This is a genomic window from Herbidospora mongoliensis, from assembly GCF_001570545.1.
GTDB lineage: Bacteria > Actinomycetota > Actinomycetes > Streptosporangiales > Streptosporangiaceae > Herbidospora > Herbidospora mongoliensis.
Genome location: NZ_BBXD01000009.1, coordinates 970,612 through 987,199, shown reverse-complemented (window position 1 = coordinate 987,199; position 16,588 = coordinate 970,612). Strand labels below are relative to the sequence as shown.

Below are 16,588 nucleotides of genomic sequence, written 5' to 3'. Positions count from 1 at the left end.
GGTCTGGGCCGCCTCGTCTTCGAAGCAGAGCCAGGCCCCCAACCGGGTCGCGGTCCTTTTATGATCGGCCACTGCTCGTCCTTCCAGGCGGCAATGGCCTGTTCATCGCGTTCGGCCGCCCTGCGGGAGGGCGCCTGCCAGGACCATCCCGCCCGCCGCAGCAGGTACCAGATCCCGGCCGGGGTGTAGCCGACCCCGAATCGGCGGCGCACCACCTCGGCGATCCGGGACAACGTCCAGCACTGATCGTCCCACCCGTGCACGGCCGGTCCGGCCTCCAGCGCTGTCTCCAGCTCCGCCACCTGGTCCGGGTCGAGCCGGCAGACCTCCCCGCCCGGCCCCTTGGACAGCAGTCCTTCACGGCCGGCGGACTCAAAGGCGTGCCGCCACCGGTTGGCCGACATTCGCGACACCCGGAACTCCCGCGCCACCTGTGCGTCGGTGGCGCCTTCGGCGAACCGGTCGGCCGCCCGTAACCGCACCACTTCCCGCTTCACACGCTGCTCGGCGGTCAGCCCGCCACTGTCGGGATACCTCATCCCACCTGCATAACCCCGCAACCAGTCGCGGTCAGCTCTCCCAGACCACCACAAGCCCGTAACCCAAGCCCTTAACGCTCTCTAGATACGGATATTTGACCACCGCTGTTGAATCGGGGCTGCTGGACGCGCCTACGAGCGACGCGCTTCGGATGTTCCAGCACGTCGGAGGGCTTGCGGAGACGGGTGAACTGGATCCGGTCACCATCGATGCCCTCATGGAGGCTCGATGCGGAGTCTCGGACCGACCTACCGTGGGGGTGGCCCGCCGGGGAGCGAGCTCGGACTTCGTCCTGCGTGGATGCAGCTACAACACGCCAACCTTCACCTACCGGTTCGCCAACGCCACCGGTGACATCCCCGGAGCCAACGAACAGGCCGCGATACAACGCGCCTTCCGCACGTGGGCATCGGCGCTATGCGGAGTGAGCTTTCAGCAGACCACGGCCACGACCGCGAACTTCACCGTCGGTTGGTTCACCGGAGCCCATGGAGACAACTCTGCTTTCGACGGTGTCGGCAACACTTTGGCGCACGCCTTCTACCCGCCCCCCTGCGGTGGAGCCAATGCCGGCGCGCTGCATTTCGACGACGCTGAGACATGGAGCCTGTCCGGAGCCAACCAGACATTCGACACCGAGACCGTTGCACTGCACGAGATCGGCCATTTGCTCGGGCTTGATCATTCAACTGTCCCGGGCGCGGTCATGTTCCGCTCCTACCAAGGTGTCCGCCGTCAGCTCACCCAGGATGACATCGACGGGATCCGTCGCCTCTATCCCGCCCTGTGCCGCCAGGGCGACAGCGGACAACAGGCCGGTTTCGTGGCGGAGATCGCCGTTGCACGCCAGAACGAGGGGCGACTGCTGACCGCGGTCCGGGCCCAGAACGGCACGCTGAAACTGATCGGCTGGCGGTTGGCCGCCGACGCCTCGCTGACTCGCACGGCCGACAGCGGCAATCAAGCCGGCGCCGCGACCTCGATCGACATCGTCCGGTCCATCTCAGGCTCCCGGTTCATCACCGCCTGCCGGACGGATGCCGGAAGGCTCATGCTGATCAGCTGGCAGGTCGCCGACGACGGCACCTCCATCCAGCGGCGGGGGGACAGCGGGACCCTGGCCGGTGCGGCCAGCCTGATCCGAATCGTCACCCCCAGGTCGCAACGCTGGGTCACGGCATGCCGGACAGGTGAAGGGGACCTGCGCGTCATCGCTTGGGGCATGCAGCCAGGCGATACATTCACGCGCCTGGCCGACAGCGGAACCCAGGCCGGAAACGTCACCGACATTGACATGGTCGCCTTGGACGCGGATCGGGTACTCACCGCTGTTCGCAACAGTGCCGGCAACCTCCTGCTCATCGTCTGGCGCGTCACCGACAACGCGGTACAGCGGCTCGGCGACAGCGGTAACCAGGCAGGAAGCAGCCGACTGATCAAGGTCGCCCTTGACCCGTCAGGACATGCGGTGACCGCCGTGAAGACCGCATCCGACACACTGAAGCTGATCACCTGGCGCATCCAGCCCAGCGGCGTAATCCAGCGGCTGGGCGACAGCGGAGATCTGGCGGGGGTCACCACCGGCCACGACCTCGCGATGGCGACAGACGGACGAATGGCGACCGCGGTCTCCACCGAATCCGGCAACCTCAAGGTCATTCTTTGGCAGACGACCAGCTCCGGGGCGGTGACCCGCTGGGGCGACAGCGCCGACCTCGCAGGGGCCGCCACCCTTCCGACCCTCGGCCAGCCGTTGGGAGGGACCATCGTCACCGCGGTGAGAGCAGGCGATTCCAGCCTGAAACTCATCACATGGGGCACTTGAGATTCCGTGACACGTCGGAGTCACGAGAGCGTTTGCAGGCGGTGGAAGAGATCGAACTCTCTGTCATAACCCCCGTAACTCTGACGCCGGTGGCACTCAACGCCTGGCCCTTGGGGTTCTCAACCCTCGCGAGTGCCCGTGGGGTCCGCGCGAAGTGTCGATTGAGCGGTGTCATGTCCCGGTGAGATTCTCGTGAGGGAAACCGTCACTCGGCGCTCGCGATGGCAGGTAAGCCATCAGGGAGCATCGTCCACTGCCGCATCAGTTCGTGGCTGTCCTGCAGGTAGCTGAGAGCCTTGGTCATCTTGCTGATCGGCCGGGCTATGTCTCTGCTGACACCTTTGCTCTGGTCCAGGACTTGAATCAGTCCGTTCAGCAGGCCGACGACAGGCTCCATGTTCGTGGCGAGCTGGCGCATGGATTCGATGTACGCGGTTCGCTCCTCCGGAGTGGTGTTCCGGGTGCCCTCTTTCAGTTCTCGCTTGGCGGCGAGCACGGCCGGATTTATTCTCACCACCTGTTCCGCGTAGCTGGTCGAAATGGACATCAGGCGGTTCGCGATCGGATCCATCTCTGCGGCGAACTCCCGCATGAGGAGGAGTCGCCCGGCGAAACCTTTCCCCGCATTGTCGTTCTCCTTGAGCTTCTCGGTCATGGGAACGACCATGTCTCTGAGCTCACTCATCAAGCTGACGAGATCTTCCATGGATTTGAGCCATGCCTCCGCGGCGCCCTCGGCGTCGGCCATGACGTCGACAAGCCCGGGCTCTCCCTGGAAGAAAGCTTCTTCGGCGAGCTCCTCAGAGGTCGGAGGTGGGGGAGGGTTCTCCTGCAGCCGCTCCGCGATGTCGACGAGGCGCGTCGCCAGGGCGTTGATCTCCGCCCGGTAAGTGGACGAGTTCTCGTCCAGCAGTCGTAGCTTGCGCCAGTCCATGTATTGGGTGCGCTGAATAAGAGAAATGATCTCGTCGTCATTCTCTTCGGGGCGCTCGAGTTGTCGTATCGGAGCGTACAGGATCGGCAGGAAGAGTTCGTTAACACCGAGGCTCGCGGCTTTGCCCGAGAAAAGGAGAAGCTCCCGTCGGCATTCCTTGCTCTGCATATAGCGGGGTGTGATGATCGGGATGAAGAAGGTGGTGGCCTGAAGTGCGTCATCTATTCTCTGGCGCCATTCGTCACCCCACTCGATCCCCTCGCGGTCGACGAAAATCTCCAGTTCATTCCCCGTGAGCAGGGCGAACTCCTCGCGAACCTCCTGGGCGAGGCGCAGTAGACGCCCGTTCTCCGCTTGGTTGTCCCGGTGTGTATAGCTCCAGAAGCCCGCAGCGTTGGTCGAGTTCATGTTGGGGAGGCTACAGAGCTGTAGGTGACTACTGTTGCTGAAGGTTCACGATGTAGGACTGTTTAGGGATTTAAGTGACATCCGAAAAATGGGGTGGGTGTCCCGTCCCAGGTGGTGATGGGTAGCCGAGCCCCGATCGGCTAGACCCCTGCCCACTCCGGCAGGGGTTCGCGGCGGTCGAGCCACTCGGCGGGCAGGATCACGTCTGGCGAAGCCGCGATGATGCCGCCGACGATCGCGCAGGTCGTGTCCACGTCTCCGCCTGCCGACGCGGTGGTCCACATGGCCTTCTCGAAGTCGCGGCGTTCCCTCGCCGCCACCCACAGCGTGAACGGGACCGTGTCGTGGGCGGCGACCTGGCGGCCGTTGCCCAGCATCCGGGCGGCCAGCAGGGGGTCGCTGATCGTCAGCAGTTGGCGGGCCTCGGCGATGCCCTTGCGGACCAAACCCGGTGGGACGTGCTCCATGATCCGGTCGAGGAACCCGGCCGGGGACAGGGACGGGTCCAGGCCCGCCGCCACGGCGACGGCCATCGCGCCGGCCACCGCTTCGGGGTGGGTGTGGGTGATCTCGGCCGACAGCGCCGCCTCCTGCGCGGCCCTGGCCGGGTCGCCGGCGAACCAGGCGCCCAGCGGGGCCACCCGCATCGCGGCGCCGTTGCCCCATGAGCCCTTGCCGTCGAACAGGCCGGTCGCGAGTTCGCGCCAGTCGCCGCCTTCGCGGACCAGGCGCAGCAGGCGGTTGGTGGCGGGGCCGTAGCCCCGGTCGAAGTCGTGGCGGGCGGCGAAGGCGGCGGCCAGGTAGTCGACGTCGACGCTGCCGATTCTGGTCAGTACGTCATGCACCGAGCAGGCCATCTCGGTGTCGTCGGTCCACTGCCAGGGAGCCGGTGGGAGAGAGCGGGCGGTCAGGTGGGGGCGGTTGGCGGGGACGAAGAACTGGGACCCGAAAGCGTCACCCAAGGCTAGGCCGGAGAGCGAGGCGCGGGCGTGGGAGGCGGACATCGGTTCCATTGTGAATGCCGCACATGACGGATCAGGTGCGGCATTCAGGTTTCCTAGAGACCTATGTCGGCCTGAGGGCCGGCGTAATTGCGGACCAGGGTCGGGACCTGGGCCGTCGGGTCGAGGGGTACGCGTAGAAGGAACTCGGGGTGAAGGCGGAACCGCCCGTCTCCTGACGGCCGGAGGAGTTCACGACCGTGCTGCCCGACTGGCGGAGCTGGGCCGTGGCGTCGCGGTAGTAGGGGTCGCGGACGCCGTCGAAGTAGCTGTTCTCCAGGACCATCCGGGTGCCGCCGCGGGCGTAGTTGCCGTAGCCGGTGATGCCGGTCAGGTAGTTGTTGTACAGGTGGGCGTAGGCGATGTTGTCGGCGCTCGGGTTGCGGGAGTTGTTGTCGCGCAGCCAGTTGTGGTGGATGGTCATCCGCGAGGTGACGTTCGGGGTCCAGCCGATGCCGAAGGCCTTGCGGCCCTCCGCCAGGATGTTCCACGACACGGTCAGATACGTCGTGTCCTCACGGCTGTCGAGCAGGCCGTCGTTCATCCGGGTGATGTGGTTGTGGTCGATCCAGACGTGGTGGGCGTTGTCCATCTGGATGCCGTCGTAGTCGTACACGTCGTCGCCAGGGTCGTCCTCGGGCATCAGGGTGTCCCTGATCGTCAGGTTCCTGATGACGACGTTGCTGACGTTCTCCAGGAAGAAGCCGCCGCCCGCGATCGTGCCGTCGCGCCCGACTCCGACGATGGTCTTGTTCGAGGCGACCCTGATCTCGTTGCCGCGCGGGCTGGCGTTGAGGGTGCCGTTGACCCTGATCACGTACGGCTGGCTCGCCGTGGCGTAACGGACCAGGTCGGCGTAGGTGGTGACGGTCACGGTCTGGCCCGCCGCGCCGCCGGTGGCGCCGCCGCCGGTCGAGGCGAAGCCGTCGGGGGTGGCCGGCCAGGCCCGGCCGCCGGCCGGGTTGAAGGTCCACTGCATCCGGGCGACGTCGGAGCAGGTCTCCTGGACGACCGGGTTGTTGCCTGCGGTGGACCCGCCCTGATTGGAGACGCACAGGCCGGTGGCGACGTTGCGGATCAGGTACTTCCCCGACGCTAATCCGGACGCGGTGAACGTCCACTGCTGGTTGGGCTTCTGGCCGTCGCCGCAGCCCCACTGCTGGAGCTGGGGAGTCGCCGGGGCGTCCAGACAGCGGGTGCTGGTCGCGCTGACCAGGTTGAACACGCCGCCCTGTGGCACGGCCCGCCACTGGTGGGCGGAGGCGCAGGCGATCTGGGTGGCCGGGCCGCCGTTGGCGGTGCCGGCCACGGTCAGGCATTTGCCGCTGGACGCGGAGGCCAGAGTGTAGACGCCGTTCGCGGCCGGGACGGCCGCCCGCGCCGGGAGCGCGATCAGTGTCGCGGCCACCAGTGCGGCGGCAAGTGCTTGCGTCGGTAGTCGGAGTCTGCGGACGGGAAGGGGCATGACGCCCTCCTTCGATGGGAGCGCCCGCACCGTAGAATCCCGTTCGGTAATTCGTCAATCGACCAAACTAATTATCGGCGACGACCAGGTCAGACCGATGAACGTTGCATGTACCAGAGCACCAGACCGGTCACCGCGCCCGCACTCAGCACCACGCCGGCGGTGAAGAGCAGCCGCCGGAAGGCGGTGTAGCTGAGTGGCGGACGTCCCTCGGGCCGGGACCTCGGCCGCCAGGGTTCCCCGGCCGACCGGTCAGCCGTGGGTTCGCCGCTCAGGCCGGTCAGCCACGTCAGCAGTCCCGCGATCTCCTCCGGGTCCGGCGGCAGGCCCGAGGTCGTGTAGCGGACCTCGGACCCCCGGTTCGACAGGTCGCGGACCAGGTTGCCCATGCCCATGCTGGTCAGCCACGTCCGCGGGTCGTCGTCGGCGCCCTGGCCCGTGGTCGTCCGGGTCAGCAGGTCGCCCTTGGTGACCACCACCGCGATGCGGCGCTGGTGGCCGCCGTCGGCGCGGGTGGAGAGCTCGTTGCGGACCCGGTGGACGGTGTCGGCCGGGTCTTCGCGCGAGGGGACCACGCCTCCGGCCGCCAGCAACTCGCGGTCGGCGGGCACGAGGCTGTCCTGGACGGCGGGCAGCGCGAACGGGTCGATCAGCAGGACCATCGCCTCGCCGTGGGCGAGATAACCCATCGCCTCCACCTGGCTGGCGCCGGTGTAGTGCTCTCCCGAAGGGTCGAACAGGTAGATGATCCGGGCCGACACGTCGAGCATGACGGCCTTCGGCAACTGGGGGCCGGGGCCCGGTTCGTCGCCCTGGTCGACGAACCGGGCCCCGGCCGTTTCCCTGAGGGCGTCGACCGCCACGGCGAGAAACGTGGTCTTCCCCGCGTCAGGACCGCCGACGAGCGGGACCGGCTCGACCCGCACCTTGCCGATCTTCCCGGGCAACGTCCGGCCACAGTGAGGGCACAGCGCCCGCAGGTGATGGCGGCCGAGAAGGATCGTGGTGGGCAGCCGCGCCCCGCAGCGGCACACGTGCCGGAACGCGCCGTTCCGGTCCGGGCGCAACGCCCGATGCTGGGCCCCGCACGACGGGCACGCGTAGATGGGCCGGTCGATCCGCGCGTAGCACCCGGGATAGGGACACGCCTGAAGGATCCGCCGCAGCAGCATCACCGACTGCTCGACCGCGCGGAGCACCCCGACGAACGCCAGCCACGCCAGCAGCCCGGCCACGACGGTCACCAGGTAGGCGGCCGTGACCAGCAGCGCGACCGCGCTCAGCGGCACCACCGCCGCCACCAGGCCTGCGACGACCCCCAGCCACAACGGGAAGAGCACATACCGCCGCTCGTCCTTCAGCAGCAGCCTGGTCAGCGACCGGAGGAGCCGTCGGACCCGGTCGTCGACGATCGGCACCGACAGGGCCAGCACCGACCACCAGTCACGCCAGACCTGCGAGACCAGGTAGTGCCGGTAGGCGGGCTCGGCGCCCTCCGGCGGCGCCCGCACCCCCTGGTCGGGCAGCAGCACCGCCCCCGCCGTGACGAAGTAGGCCCCCAGCGCCCCCAGCACCGCGACGGCCACGGTCACCGCGAACAGCACGGGGACGACGAACACGAACACCGCCCACATGGCCGCGAGCCAGAAGCCGACCAGGACGAGCCACCACATCTACCGGTCTCCGCGACCGAACAGACGTCTTCGCTGTCCGGCCAGTTCCCGCAGGCCGGCGGCCAGTTCGGCGTCCTGTTTGAAGCGGGCCTCGACCGAGCTGAACGGCCCCCAGTTGTTGATCTCGGAGCGGGCCCACGCGTCCAGGCGGGGTTCGATCACCCCGGCGGCCCGCATCCTGATCGCGATCTCCAGCAGTGCCATCCGCTGGTCCCGGGTCCGGCGGGGTTTGAGCCACTCGGGGATGAGCCAGCGGCGGGTCGCGTCGGTGACGGCCTTGGCCACCGCCGACCGGAAGCGGGGATCCCGCGTCGACAGGACCTTCGCCGCGGTGGTGCGGGTCAGCACGGCCAGATCGGCGTTGCCCTCGCGGGTCAGTTCGGTCAGCCGGTCGATCGCGATGGCGGCCTCCACCGGGGTGGGGGCCGACGGGAGGCGGGCCGCGATCAGGGTCGCCTCGGCGTCGTCGGCGGGGAATCCGGGCAGGCCGTCGCGGACGCGTTCGGCCAGGTCCAGCACGGCGCCGTCGGCCAGGCCAGCCTTGACGAACGCGCGGCCGGGGAGTTCGCCCAGCGTGGGGCTGGCGTCGATGCGCGGGCCGAGCAGGTCGACCAGCCGGGAGATCTCGCCCGGTAGGGGCTGACCGGTCCACATCCCGGGCAGCACCTGTTCGCGGAACACCCCGAACGCCTGGTCCATGAGTTCGACCGTCACGTCGACGCGGTCGCGTCCTCCGTGGGCGTTCTGCCAGCCCAGCACCCGCACCCCCGTCCGGGGGGCGCGGCGCCAGTCGCGAGGGCTCCCGGCCAGCAGGCCGCACAGGGTGGGGCTGATCTCGCCGGGGGCGGCCTCCAGCCCGGCCACGTAACCGGCGATCATCGGCTCGCGCCAGCCCGAGGGGACCCGGGACAGTTCGGCGACCGCCTCCTCCTGGTTGCCGGGGATGGTCCGGGCCGCCGCCGACTCCACCTCGGCCGGGTCGACCGGCAGGGCGCAGGCGTCGGCCACACGGGCGACCCCGGACACCTGGGCGGGGGTGAGCGCCGACCGCAGGACCGCTGTCGCCTCCGCTCCCAGCGCGGAGGCGTAGCCGGGGGGCGGGAGCCGTACCGGCAACGGCAGTGCGGGATCGCGCAGGGCCAGCGACACGCACCGGGCCGCGCCCTCGACGGCGTGGACGGCCACCACCGACGCCAGGTCATGGGTCAGCAGCGCCGCCTGGGAGCCCAGCCGCCGCCACGCCCAATCCGGCAGGCCGTCGGCGGCCAGCCCGGCGATGGCGAGCTGCTCCTCCGGTGAGACCGTGTGGTCGCCCCGGCAGAGCGCGAGCAGGGCCGCCGCCGTCTCGGGGTCGTCGCCCAGCTCGCCGAGCGCGTCGAGCCCGTCGAGGTCGCCGCGCCGCCAGAATCCGGCGACGGTTCCGGCGAACCTGCCGGTCCGCACGGGGGCGGGGGGTTCGTCGAGGCGGATCACGGTGGCGTCGATGTCCGGGGGGATCCACACGTCGGGGGTGGTGCCCGCGATGACCTGACCCGATGAGGCCGGGTCGCCGGTGTAGGTGACGAAGGAGACCCGGATCGCCGACGCCCACGGCAGCGAGAAAGAGATCACCGCGATCCAGCGCACGATCTCGGAGACGTCGGGGCTGATCAGCACCAGCCGCCCGTGTCCCCGGGTCAGGAACAGCCGCACCGACTCCAGCAGGCCGCCGAGCCGCACAAAGGCGTCGGGCCCCAGCGAGGCCAGCCACGCCACCAGGGATTCGGGGTCGAGGAAAGGTCCGGGTGAGGGCTCCAGCGACGGCAGGTCACCGGGGACGGGCTGATCGGCCCACCACGACGCGCCCCAGAACTCGATCGGCCGCAACCCGACCAGGTCCCCCTCGCCCAGCAGCACCGCGTGGCCCAGGAAGTTCCCGTACCGCCCCGAATAGTCCTGACCCAGATAGACGCACCGCGCCAGCACCTCACGCCCATAGGCCATGGAGACGGGCATCTCCGAGGACGAGGCGTCCGGCGGCGGCTGGTAGACCAGGAAGGGCAGGCTCCGCTCCCGCAGGACGGGCGGCAGGCCGGGGGTCTCGGCGGTCACCTGGAACCCGGCCCGGCCCGTTGGGCCCGATTCGGCCGACGTGTACTGGAGCTGCCAGGCCATGACCTACCTCCGTACGCCGTCGAGCATGTTGAACCGGTGCAGAAGCCACAGCAGTGGATCTTCGACCCGGTAGGGGCGGATGCCGCCCGGACCGACTTCGGCGTCGCCGGGCACCTCGCCCAGCGACGACAGCGCGAAGAACGCGAAGTCGGCGTAGTTCTGCCGCAGATACCGATCGAGCGCGCCGGCCTGCCAGCCGTCCAGCAGCGCCCGGACCTGCTCGTGCACGCCCTCGTGGTCGTCGAGGTCGAAGGCCCCCGAGGGGGTCCGCGACCGGTGCAGCGCCGAGGCGCTCTCCCGCTTCTGCGCGTCGATCTTGCTCAGTGCTACCGCCACGGGGATCTTCAAGGGCCCTTTCTCCGTACGCAGCAGCTCCGTCACCCGGGCGATCACGTTCACCGGATCGCTGTCCGGATCGTCGGACGGCGTCTGCAACGACGCGGGGTCGACCAGGAACACCACCGCGTCCGACGCCCGCAGATAGCGCAGGTGCCGTTCGGTCACCTCGCGGCTGCGCAGGTCCTCGCCCGCCGTGTCGAACAGCACCAGCGTCAGCGCCGCCCTGCGGCTGCGCAACCGGCCCTTCACGGTCCGGCTGAGCAGGTAGACGAGGGGGTCGCGCAGGGTGTCGGTCACCGCCGACTGGGTGGCCCGCAGCAGCCGGTGCTCGCCGTAGAGCGGGCGGGCGAAGTCGCGGCGGTAGCGCTCGATCGTCCGGTCGTCGCACGGCACCAGCGAGGCGTCGAGTTCGGCGCCGACCCGGTTCATCAGCTCGTGCAGCAGCACCGCGATGTAGGTGCTCTTGCCCGATCCCTTCGCCCCGATGAGGGCGACGATCCGGCCGGGGTTGGCGCAGTATTCGGCGGCCAGGCCGCTGTGACATTCGGGGCAGACCCGCCGCCCGGTGTCCCTCTTGCACGTGGGGCAGTCGGCCCGCCGCCCCGGCCGCCGCACCTGGAACACCGGCGGCAGCGACGGGGGGACACCGCCGCGAAGCTCTCCCAGCGGCTCGTCGGCCACCGGGTCACACCCGCCGACGCACCGGAACGCGATCTTGTCCTCGGCCACCCGGGCGAAACAGTAGGGGCAAGTGATCATGAGCCCACCTTGAGCCGCCGCACCGGCGGCCCGATCAGCTCGACGCCGTCCCCGGCGAAACACTTCAGCCAGTACGGCTTCGCCTGCCGGGGCACCTTCACCTCGAAGCGGGCCGGCGTCAGCACGTCGGCCCACTCGCCGAGAACCGTCCCCTGATCCGGGTTGAGCGGCTCCACCCGCCCCGGGCGCAGCACCAGGACCAGCCTGGCCAGCGCGACCGGCCGTTCGGCGAAGACCTCGACGACCAGGCGACGCCGCCAGAACGGTCCACTTCGGGAGATGTCGTAACGTACCGGCGTCACCGCCTCCAGAGAGCGCACCAACGAGGGCCCGCGTAATCGGACCCCGCCCACCAGCGCCGTCGGCACCACCTCGACCGTGACGGGTTCGTCCTCGGCCACGTCCACCCGAAACCCGCCCTGCGCCCGGTAGGACGCGGCGCTGACCAGCGTCGCCACCCCGTTCACGACCACCTCGACCTCGGGCACGTCAGGCGGCCAGTCGAGGCCCACGTGCACGGTCGGGCCGAGACGCTCGGTGCTCAGGGACCTCGGCGGGGTCAGGTTGACGTGCTCGCGGGTGCCGCCGATCGTCGCCAGGTCGCCCGCCACGGTGACCGCCAGCAGGACCCCCGACGCCGCCTTGACGAGATGCCCGTCGGGGGCGGGCAGGCCCGCCAGGGCGCGGCCGGTGGCGCGGGCCTCGGCCAGCGAGATCGTCGTGCCGAAGGCCCACGGGGGAGCGGTTTCCAGGAGCCGGAACTCCACGTGACCGGCGGGAGGCGGCGGGCAGCGGAGCAGGATCTGGCCGTCGGGAGCGGGTTCGACGGTGAAGTCCCGCACGGGCACCGGCCTCGCATGCGGGGTGGCGCGGGCGCGGACCCCAGCGGTCGTCACGCCGCCCGAATAGACCGCTTTGACCAGGTAGACGTATCCGGCGCCGTTCCGGACCAGCCGGTCGGTGAAACCCGCGCCGTCGATCTCGATGGGGGTGCCGTCGCGGGTCACCACCACCCCGGCGGCGTGGGCGGGCCGGGTCCAGCGGCCGGTGACCAGGCCGTCGCCAGCTCTGATCCGCACGTCGGCGACCTCGGGCCGGACCGTGACCGGCGGGGCGGCGGTCACGCGAGCGGGGGCGGCGGCGCCCCTGCGGGCCACCACGCCGTAGACGAGCGGCTCGTCGATGGGCGGTTCGGCGTCGGTCACCCGGAACGGTTCGCCGCCGTCGATGGGAAAGCCATTTCTCAGGATTTCGTACGAAATTTCGCCCGCCTTCGAGCCCGACGGACGCCACGTGACCGTCACCGAAGCGCCGTCGACCGTGGCCCGCACCTCTTCGGCCGGCAGCGGGACGAGCCGCCTCTGCAGATCGGCCGCACCGGGCAGATCGGGGACCCGCCGCAGGGCGTCGGCCAGCGCCAGCCACGCCTCGTCGGCGTCCGAGGCGGCCATCGCCTTCTCCCGCAGCGCCTCGGCGGCGGCCAGCCGGGCCCTGATCTCGGCGGCCAGCTCCGCCGCGGGACCGTCGAGATCGAGCGAGGCGGCCAGGTCGGCGGCGGCGTGGATCTCCCCGGCGTCGGCCAGGTCGCGCAACCGGGCCAGCGGCCCGCCCCCGGCCCCGGTCTCCTGCCGGACCGCGAACACCAGCCGCCGCGCCTCGTCGGCTTCGAGCCCCAGGTCGTCGATGGCGTGGCGGAGCAGCGTGTCGTCATAGGGATGCTCGCGGACCCGCTCCCGCAGCCGGGCCACCATGTCGTAGCGGATCAACGCGGCCGGGTCGGATTTCAGTGCGGTCAGCAGCGTGTCGGCCGCCGTCGTCCACGGCCCCCGGGTCTTCCGCCGCCAATCGGCCTCGACCGCGTTCAGCGGCAGGCTGGTGGGGCGCAGCACCCGGTAGGGCCCTTCGGGACCCACGACGAAAGCGGCCAGATGCCGCATCTGCAACGTCTCCAGCGCTTCTTTGAGACGGTCATAGGCGGCATAGGGCGAAACGGTCGCCAGTACTTCGGGCTCCTGGATGGAAACCCCCAGCTCACGGGCCAGCGGTGCCAGATCGAGCCCGGTCGACCGCGCGATCCCCGCCACCACGTCGGGCGTGACCATCCGGAGTCGCCCCGCCGCGTCGTCGAGTCGCCGCCGGGCCTCGTCGAGGCGGGCTCGATCCCGCTTCCCGGCCTGGGCCAGCGCCTGGTTCAACGGGCCGAGATCGCCGCCGACGGCCGCGTCGAAGATCGGGGCCAGCCGGGAGTGGTCGGCTTCGAGCCGGTCGACGAGCCGCCGGAACTTCAGCTGGCTGCGCTGCCGTCGCCAGCACTGCCGCACGGCTTTGACCGTCTCCCCGATCTGGGTCGGATCACGGCTCAGGGCGTACCGAACCACCAGATCTTCGGGAGGGACGCCCGTCGCGCGCGCCGGGTCGAGCACCTCCCGCACATAGCGGGCCTCGTCGAAGGGCATCGCGGGGTCAGCTGACCGTCAGGTGCGACAGGCTCGCGCGCGACTCGGCGACGTCCTCCTCCGTCATCCCGCCGATCTGGACGTTCAGGCTCAGTTCCTGCCCGGTCTCGTGCTCCCGCGCGGTGACGTGCAGCAGCCCCGAGGTGTCGAGGGTGAACGTCACCTCGATCGGGAACCCGGCCGGTTTCCCCGGCGGGATCGCCAGGTCGCCCTCGGCGATCCGGTTGTTGTCCTCCACCGCCTCCGACGCCTCCGCGCCGGCCTGCTCCATCACCTCGATGGCCACCCGGGTCTGGTAGTCGTCGAGCGTGGCGAAGCCCTCGGTCACGTCGGCGGGCAGCGGGTCGTTGGCCTGCACCAGATGCGCCACGTATTCGCGGCGGGTGTTCACCGAGACGGCCTTGATCCCGAAGGCGCGCGAGGCCACCGTCTTGATCGTCCGCCCGGCGATGCGCTGCTGCTCGCCCGAGCTCAGGCCCGCGCGGGCGGCCATCTCCTCGGCCTGTTCGCGGGCTCCGCCCGCCAGGAGTCGCCGGTACGTCTCCTCGAAGGCGTAGAGGGCCGCGCCCTTGGCCACCGCGAGGTCGGGGTCCTGCAACCGGGGCTGCACGCCCAGTTCCTTGGCCAGCGTCTCGGCCACCGCGGGCATCTTCGACGAACCGCCGACGAGCACGAGGTGGTCGAACGACTCGACCCCCTTGGCGTGAGCGGTCGCCAGGGTCCGGCGGGTGATCTCGATCGTGCGGTCGAGCAGGTCGCGGGTGAGGCGCTCGAAATCCTCCCGCGACACCTCGGCCTTGGCCACCCGGCCGTCGTGCATCACCCGGACGGTGTGCTTGGTCCGCGAGGTCAGCGACTTCTTCAGTTCCTCGGCGTCGCGGCGTAACTGCTGCTCGGTCTGCTTGTCGTCGAGCGGGTCGGTCACGTCGGGGTGCTCCAGCCGGAACCGCTCGGCCAGCAGCTCGACCAGGCGGTCGTCCCAGTCGGCGCCGCCCAGCTCGTGGTCGCCGTCGGTGCAGACGACCTCGATGTCGCCGCCCTGGAGGGTGATCACGGTGGTGTCGAAGGTGCCGCCGCCCAGGTCGTACACGAGGATCCGGCAGTTCTCCCCGGGGTTCAGCACGCCGTAGGTGATCGCGGCGGCGATCGGCTCGGAGATGATGTCGATCACGTTGAGCCCGGCGATCTGCCCCGCCTTGCGGGTCGCGTCGCGCTCGGCCGCGCCGAAATAGGCCGGGACGGTGATCACGACGTCCTCCACATGGGAGCCGGTGGCCATCTCGGCGTCGGCGGCCAGCTTCCGCAGCACGAACGCCGAGATCTCCTCGGGCGTGTACGGCCTGCCGTGCATGGTCCGGGTGACGTCGAGGCCCATGTCGCGTTTGATCCGGCTGACCACCAGGTCGGGTTCGAGGACCGCGCTGTCCTTGGCGGTCTGGCCGACCACGACGTTCTCCGGCGTCTCGAAGAACACCACCGATGGGGTGGTGTCGGTGTCCTCGGTGTTGCGATGGACGGTCGGCCGGCTCACCTCGTCGACGCTCGCGATGCAGGAGTAGGTGGTGCCCAGGTCGATGCCGTGCACGGCCATCAGCTGATCTCCTCTTTTCCTATGACGACCCCCGCTTTGCGCAACACCCGGTCCCCGCACCGGAACCCGTCACTGACCACGCCGACCACCGTGTTCGCCGGTCCTTCGGCCGTCCCTGCGGGGCGATGGAGGTTCGGGTCGTAGGGATCTCCGGCGGTCACCTCGATCCGGTCGGCGCCGGTGCGGGCGAGCACCTCGGCGACCTCCTCGGCGATCGCCTCGAAGAGGTCGCGCGCATGACCCGGCTCCAGCCGGGCCGCTTCGCGGGCGACCGTGTCGTGGAGCCGGTAGAGACCGTTGCGTACGGGGGTGAGGGCCTCCTGGAGCAGGCCGTGGCGCAGTTGCTGGTTCTCGGCGTGCAACCGGTCGATGATCTGCTCGCGGTGGGCCGCGCGCTCGTGCTCCCGGCCGACCTCCTCCGTGAGCCGCGAGAGAGAGCTCGCGAGGTCGGAGGTCAGATCGTGCTCAGGAAGCATGCGAATCCTGTTCAAGTGATCCGGAGAAGCATGGCGCCGTCCACAGTTTCAGGAAATTTCTTGTTGCGCGCAACAGATATGGCTATTGCCGTATATCAGTGAGGTGTTCGACCAGAATCCGCACACAGCGCGGATCGAACGCGATGGTGTAGTGGTTGCAGTCGGGGACGACTTCGTCGGTGAGCCCTGGCAGGTCTGCCACCCAGGCCGCGGTCAGCGCGTCGGGGAGCAGGCCGACCTCCTGGTCGAGCAGCCCTCTGGGTGCTCTGATCAGCGACAACGGGTGCCTGACGGCGTGCAGGGCGGCGCCGATCGCATCGGATTCCGACAGCAGCCAGCGCCCGTCCGCGCGGACCGCCGGTTCGGCCGCGCGTGACCGGATGCCGCCTTCGGCGGGGAGGGCGTCGTAGCGTACATAGCGCTCGATGGCGGGGGACCAGTCCTGCAAGGCAGGGTGTTGTTTAAAAAAGGCGACATAAGAATCTTCATTGGGAAATATCTGGCTAAGTCGGGTGAGGGCCGGGCCGAGGGTCGCCTCCAGGGCCTGATCGACGCTCACACCCGGCGGGAGCGGCAGCGGCAGGCCGCCGTCGACCAGGACCGTCTTCGCGTAGGCCCGCTCGACCGAGTGCAGGACCGCCACGTAGGCGCCCATCGAATGGCCGGTCAGCACGGTCGTCTCGTCGGCGCCGAGATGCCGGGCGACGTGCTCCACGTCGTCGGCGTGCCGCTGGAGGCCGTAGGGGCCGGGGACGTCGCGGCTGTGGCCCCGGCCGCGCAGGTCCATCGCGGCCAGCGTCCACCCCTCGGGGAGGGCCTCACCGACGGCCGCCCAGGCCATCAGGGACGCGGTGATGCCGTGCACGGCGATGATCAGACGGGGTCCGCCGCCGAACCGGGCCAGGCGGAGCTCGCCGCCGGGTACGGGGACGTTCTCTACGTACATCCCGCCATCCTGTCCCACGAG

General features: G+C 69.9%; 12 protein-coding genes and 1 pseudogene. 2 read left to right on the top strand and 11 right to left on the bottom strand.

The features are described from left to right. On the bottom strand, positions 1-539 hold a 539-nt coding region (locus AW272_RS08840), incomplete at its 3' end, for a winged helix-turn-helix domain-containing protein (protein WP_066362461.1). Between the two features lie 89 nt (positions 540-628). Here AW272_RS08840 and AW272_RS45545 point away from each other — a divergent pair. Both AW272_RS45545 and AW272_RS08835 read left to right on the top strand, forming a co-directional pair. Further along, a pseudogene (locus AW272_RS45545) lies at positions 629-745 on the top strand (peptidoglycan-binding domain-containing protein); the annotation flags it as partial. A 12-nt stretch (positions 746-757) separates the two neighbouring features. Further along, positions 758-2,365: a M10 family metallopeptidase domain-containing protein gene (locus AW272_RS08835; protein ID WP_275527287.1), complete on the top strand. Its 1,608-nt coding sequence runs from the start codon at positions 758-760 to the stop codon at positions 2,363-2,365. Between the two features lie 205 nt (positions 2,366-2,570). Here the strand turns inward: AW272_RS08835 and AW272_RS08830 are convergent, their stop codons facing one another. The 10 genes from AW272_RS08830 to AW272_RS08785 all read right to left on the bottom strand — a co-directional run bounded on the left by AW272_RS08830 (position 2,571) and on the right by AW272_RS08785 (position 16,567). Beyond that, positions 2,571-3,707: a toll/interleukin-1 receptor domain-containing protein gene (locus AW272_RS08830; RefSeq protein WP_066362459.1), complete on the bottom strand. Its 1,137-nt coding sequence runs from the start codon at positions 3,705-3,707 to the stop codon at positions 2,571-2,573. Between the two features lie 140 nt (positions 3,708-3,847). Further along, positions 3,848-4,720 carry an ADP-ribosylglycohydrolase family protein gene (locus AW272_RS08825; RefSeq protein WP_066362458.1) on the bottom strand — a complete coding sequence of 291 codons (873 nt, stop codon included), beginning with the start codon at positions 4,718-4,720 and terminating at the stop codon, positions 3,848-3,850. A gap of 52 nt (positions 4,721-4,772) precedes the next feature. Further along, on the bottom strand, positions 4,773-6,173 hold the full coding sequence (locus tag AW272_RS08820) for a pectate lyase family protein (protein WP_218010819.1): 1,401 nt from the start codon (positions 6,171-6,173) through the stop codon (positions 4,773-4,775). 89 nt (positions 6,174-6,262) lie between these two features. Next, complete coding sequence (locus AW272_RS08815; RefSeq protein ID WP_066362453.1) at positions 6,263-7,846, bottom strand: TRAFAC clade GTPase domain-containing protein; 1,584 nt, start codon at positions 7,844-7,846, stop codon at positions 6,263-6,265. Further along, positions 7,847-10,000, bottom strand: a complete 2,154-nt coding sequence (locus AW272_RS08810; protein WP_066362451.1) for a GAP1-N2 domain-containing protein — start codon at positions 9,998-10,000, stop codon at positions 7,847-7,849. A gap of 3 nt (positions 10,001-10,003) precedes the next feature. Next, a complete protein-coding gene (locus AW272_RS08805) occupies positions 10,004-11,098 on the bottom strand; it encodes a TRAFAC clade GTPase domain-containing protein (protein ID WP_066362449.1) in 1,095 nt (364 codons plus the stop codon). Continuing rightward, on the bottom strand, positions 11,095-13,554 hold the full coding sequence (locus AW272_RS08800; RefSeq protein ID WP_066362448.1) for a fibronectin type III domain-containing protein: 2,460 nt from the start codon (positions 13,552-13,554) through the stop codon (positions 11,095-11,097). The genes AW272_RS08805 and AW272_RS08800 overlap by 4 nt, the downstream gene beginning before the upstream one ends. Positions 13,555-13,561: 7 nt before the next feature. Further along, entirely contained in the window at positions 13,562-15,145 is a 1,584-nt protein-coding gene (locus AW272_RS08795) for an Hsp70 family protein (protein WP_066362447.1), read from the bottom strand. Continuing rightward, on the bottom strand, positions 15,145-15,621 hold the full coding sequence (locus tag AW272_RS08790) for a nucleotide exchange factor GrpE (RefSeq protein ID WP_066362446.1): 477 nt from the start codon (positions 15,619-15,621) through the stop codon (positions 15,145-15,147). Before AW272_RS08790 ends, AW272_RS08795 begins: the two co-directional genes overlap by 1 nt. A gap of 82 nt (positions 15,622-15,703) precedes the next feature. Then, positions 15,704-16,567, bottom strand: a complete 864-nt coding sequence (locus tag AW272_RS08785; RefSeq protein ID WP_066362445.1) for an alpha/beta hydrolase — start codon at positions 16,565-16,567, stop codon at positions 15,704-15,706. Positions 16,568-16,588: the final 21 nt, after the last annotated feature.

Bases quoted from the DNA above. Each gene is read 5' to 3' on its own strand.
- AW272_RS08835 (WP_275527287.1), top strand. From the start codon at position 758: ATGGAGGCTCGATGCGGAGTCTCGGACCGACCTACCGTGGGGGTGGCC.
- AW272_RS08830 (WP_066362459.1), bottom strand. From the start codon at position 3,707: ATGAACTCGACCAACGCTGCGGGCTTCTGGAGCTATACACACCGGGAC.
- AW272_RS08825 (WP_066362458.1), bottom strand. From the start codon at position 4,720: ATGGAACCGATGTCCGCCTCCCACGCCCGCGCCTCGCTCTCCGGCCTA.
- AW272_RS08820 (WP_218010819.1), bottom strand. From the start codon at position 6,173: ATGCCCCTTCCCGTCCGCAGACTCCGACTACCGACGCAAGCACTTGCC.
- AW272_RS08815 (WP_066362453.1), bottom strand. From the start codon at position 7,846: ATGTGGTGGCTCGTCCTGGTCGGCTTCTGGCTCGCGGCCATGTGGGCG.
- AW272_RS08810 (WP_066362451.1), bottom strand. From the start codon at position 10,000: ATGGCCTGGCAGCTCCAGTACACGTCGGCCGAATCGGGCCCAACGGGC.
- AW272_RS08805 (WP_066362449.1), bottom strand. From the start codon at position 11,098: ATGATCACTTGCCCCTACTGTTTCGCCCGGGTGGCCGAGGACAAGATC.
- AW272_RS08800 (WP_066362448.1), bottom strand. From the start codon at position 13,554: ATGCCCTTCGACGAGGCCCGCTATGTGCGGGAGGTGCTCGACCCGGCG.
- AW272_RS08795 (WP_066362447.1), bottom strand. From the start codon at position 15,145: ATGGCCGTGCACGGCATCGACCTGGGCACCACCTACTCCTGCATCGCG.
- AW272_RS08790 (WP_066362446.1), bottom strand. From the start codon at position 15,621: ATGCTTCCTGAGCACGATCTGACCTCCGACCTCGCGAGCTCTCTCTCG.
- AW272_RS08785 (WP_066362445.1), bottom strand. From the start codon at position 16,567: ATGTACGTAGAGAACGTCCCCGTACCCGGCGGCGAGCTCCGCCTGGCC.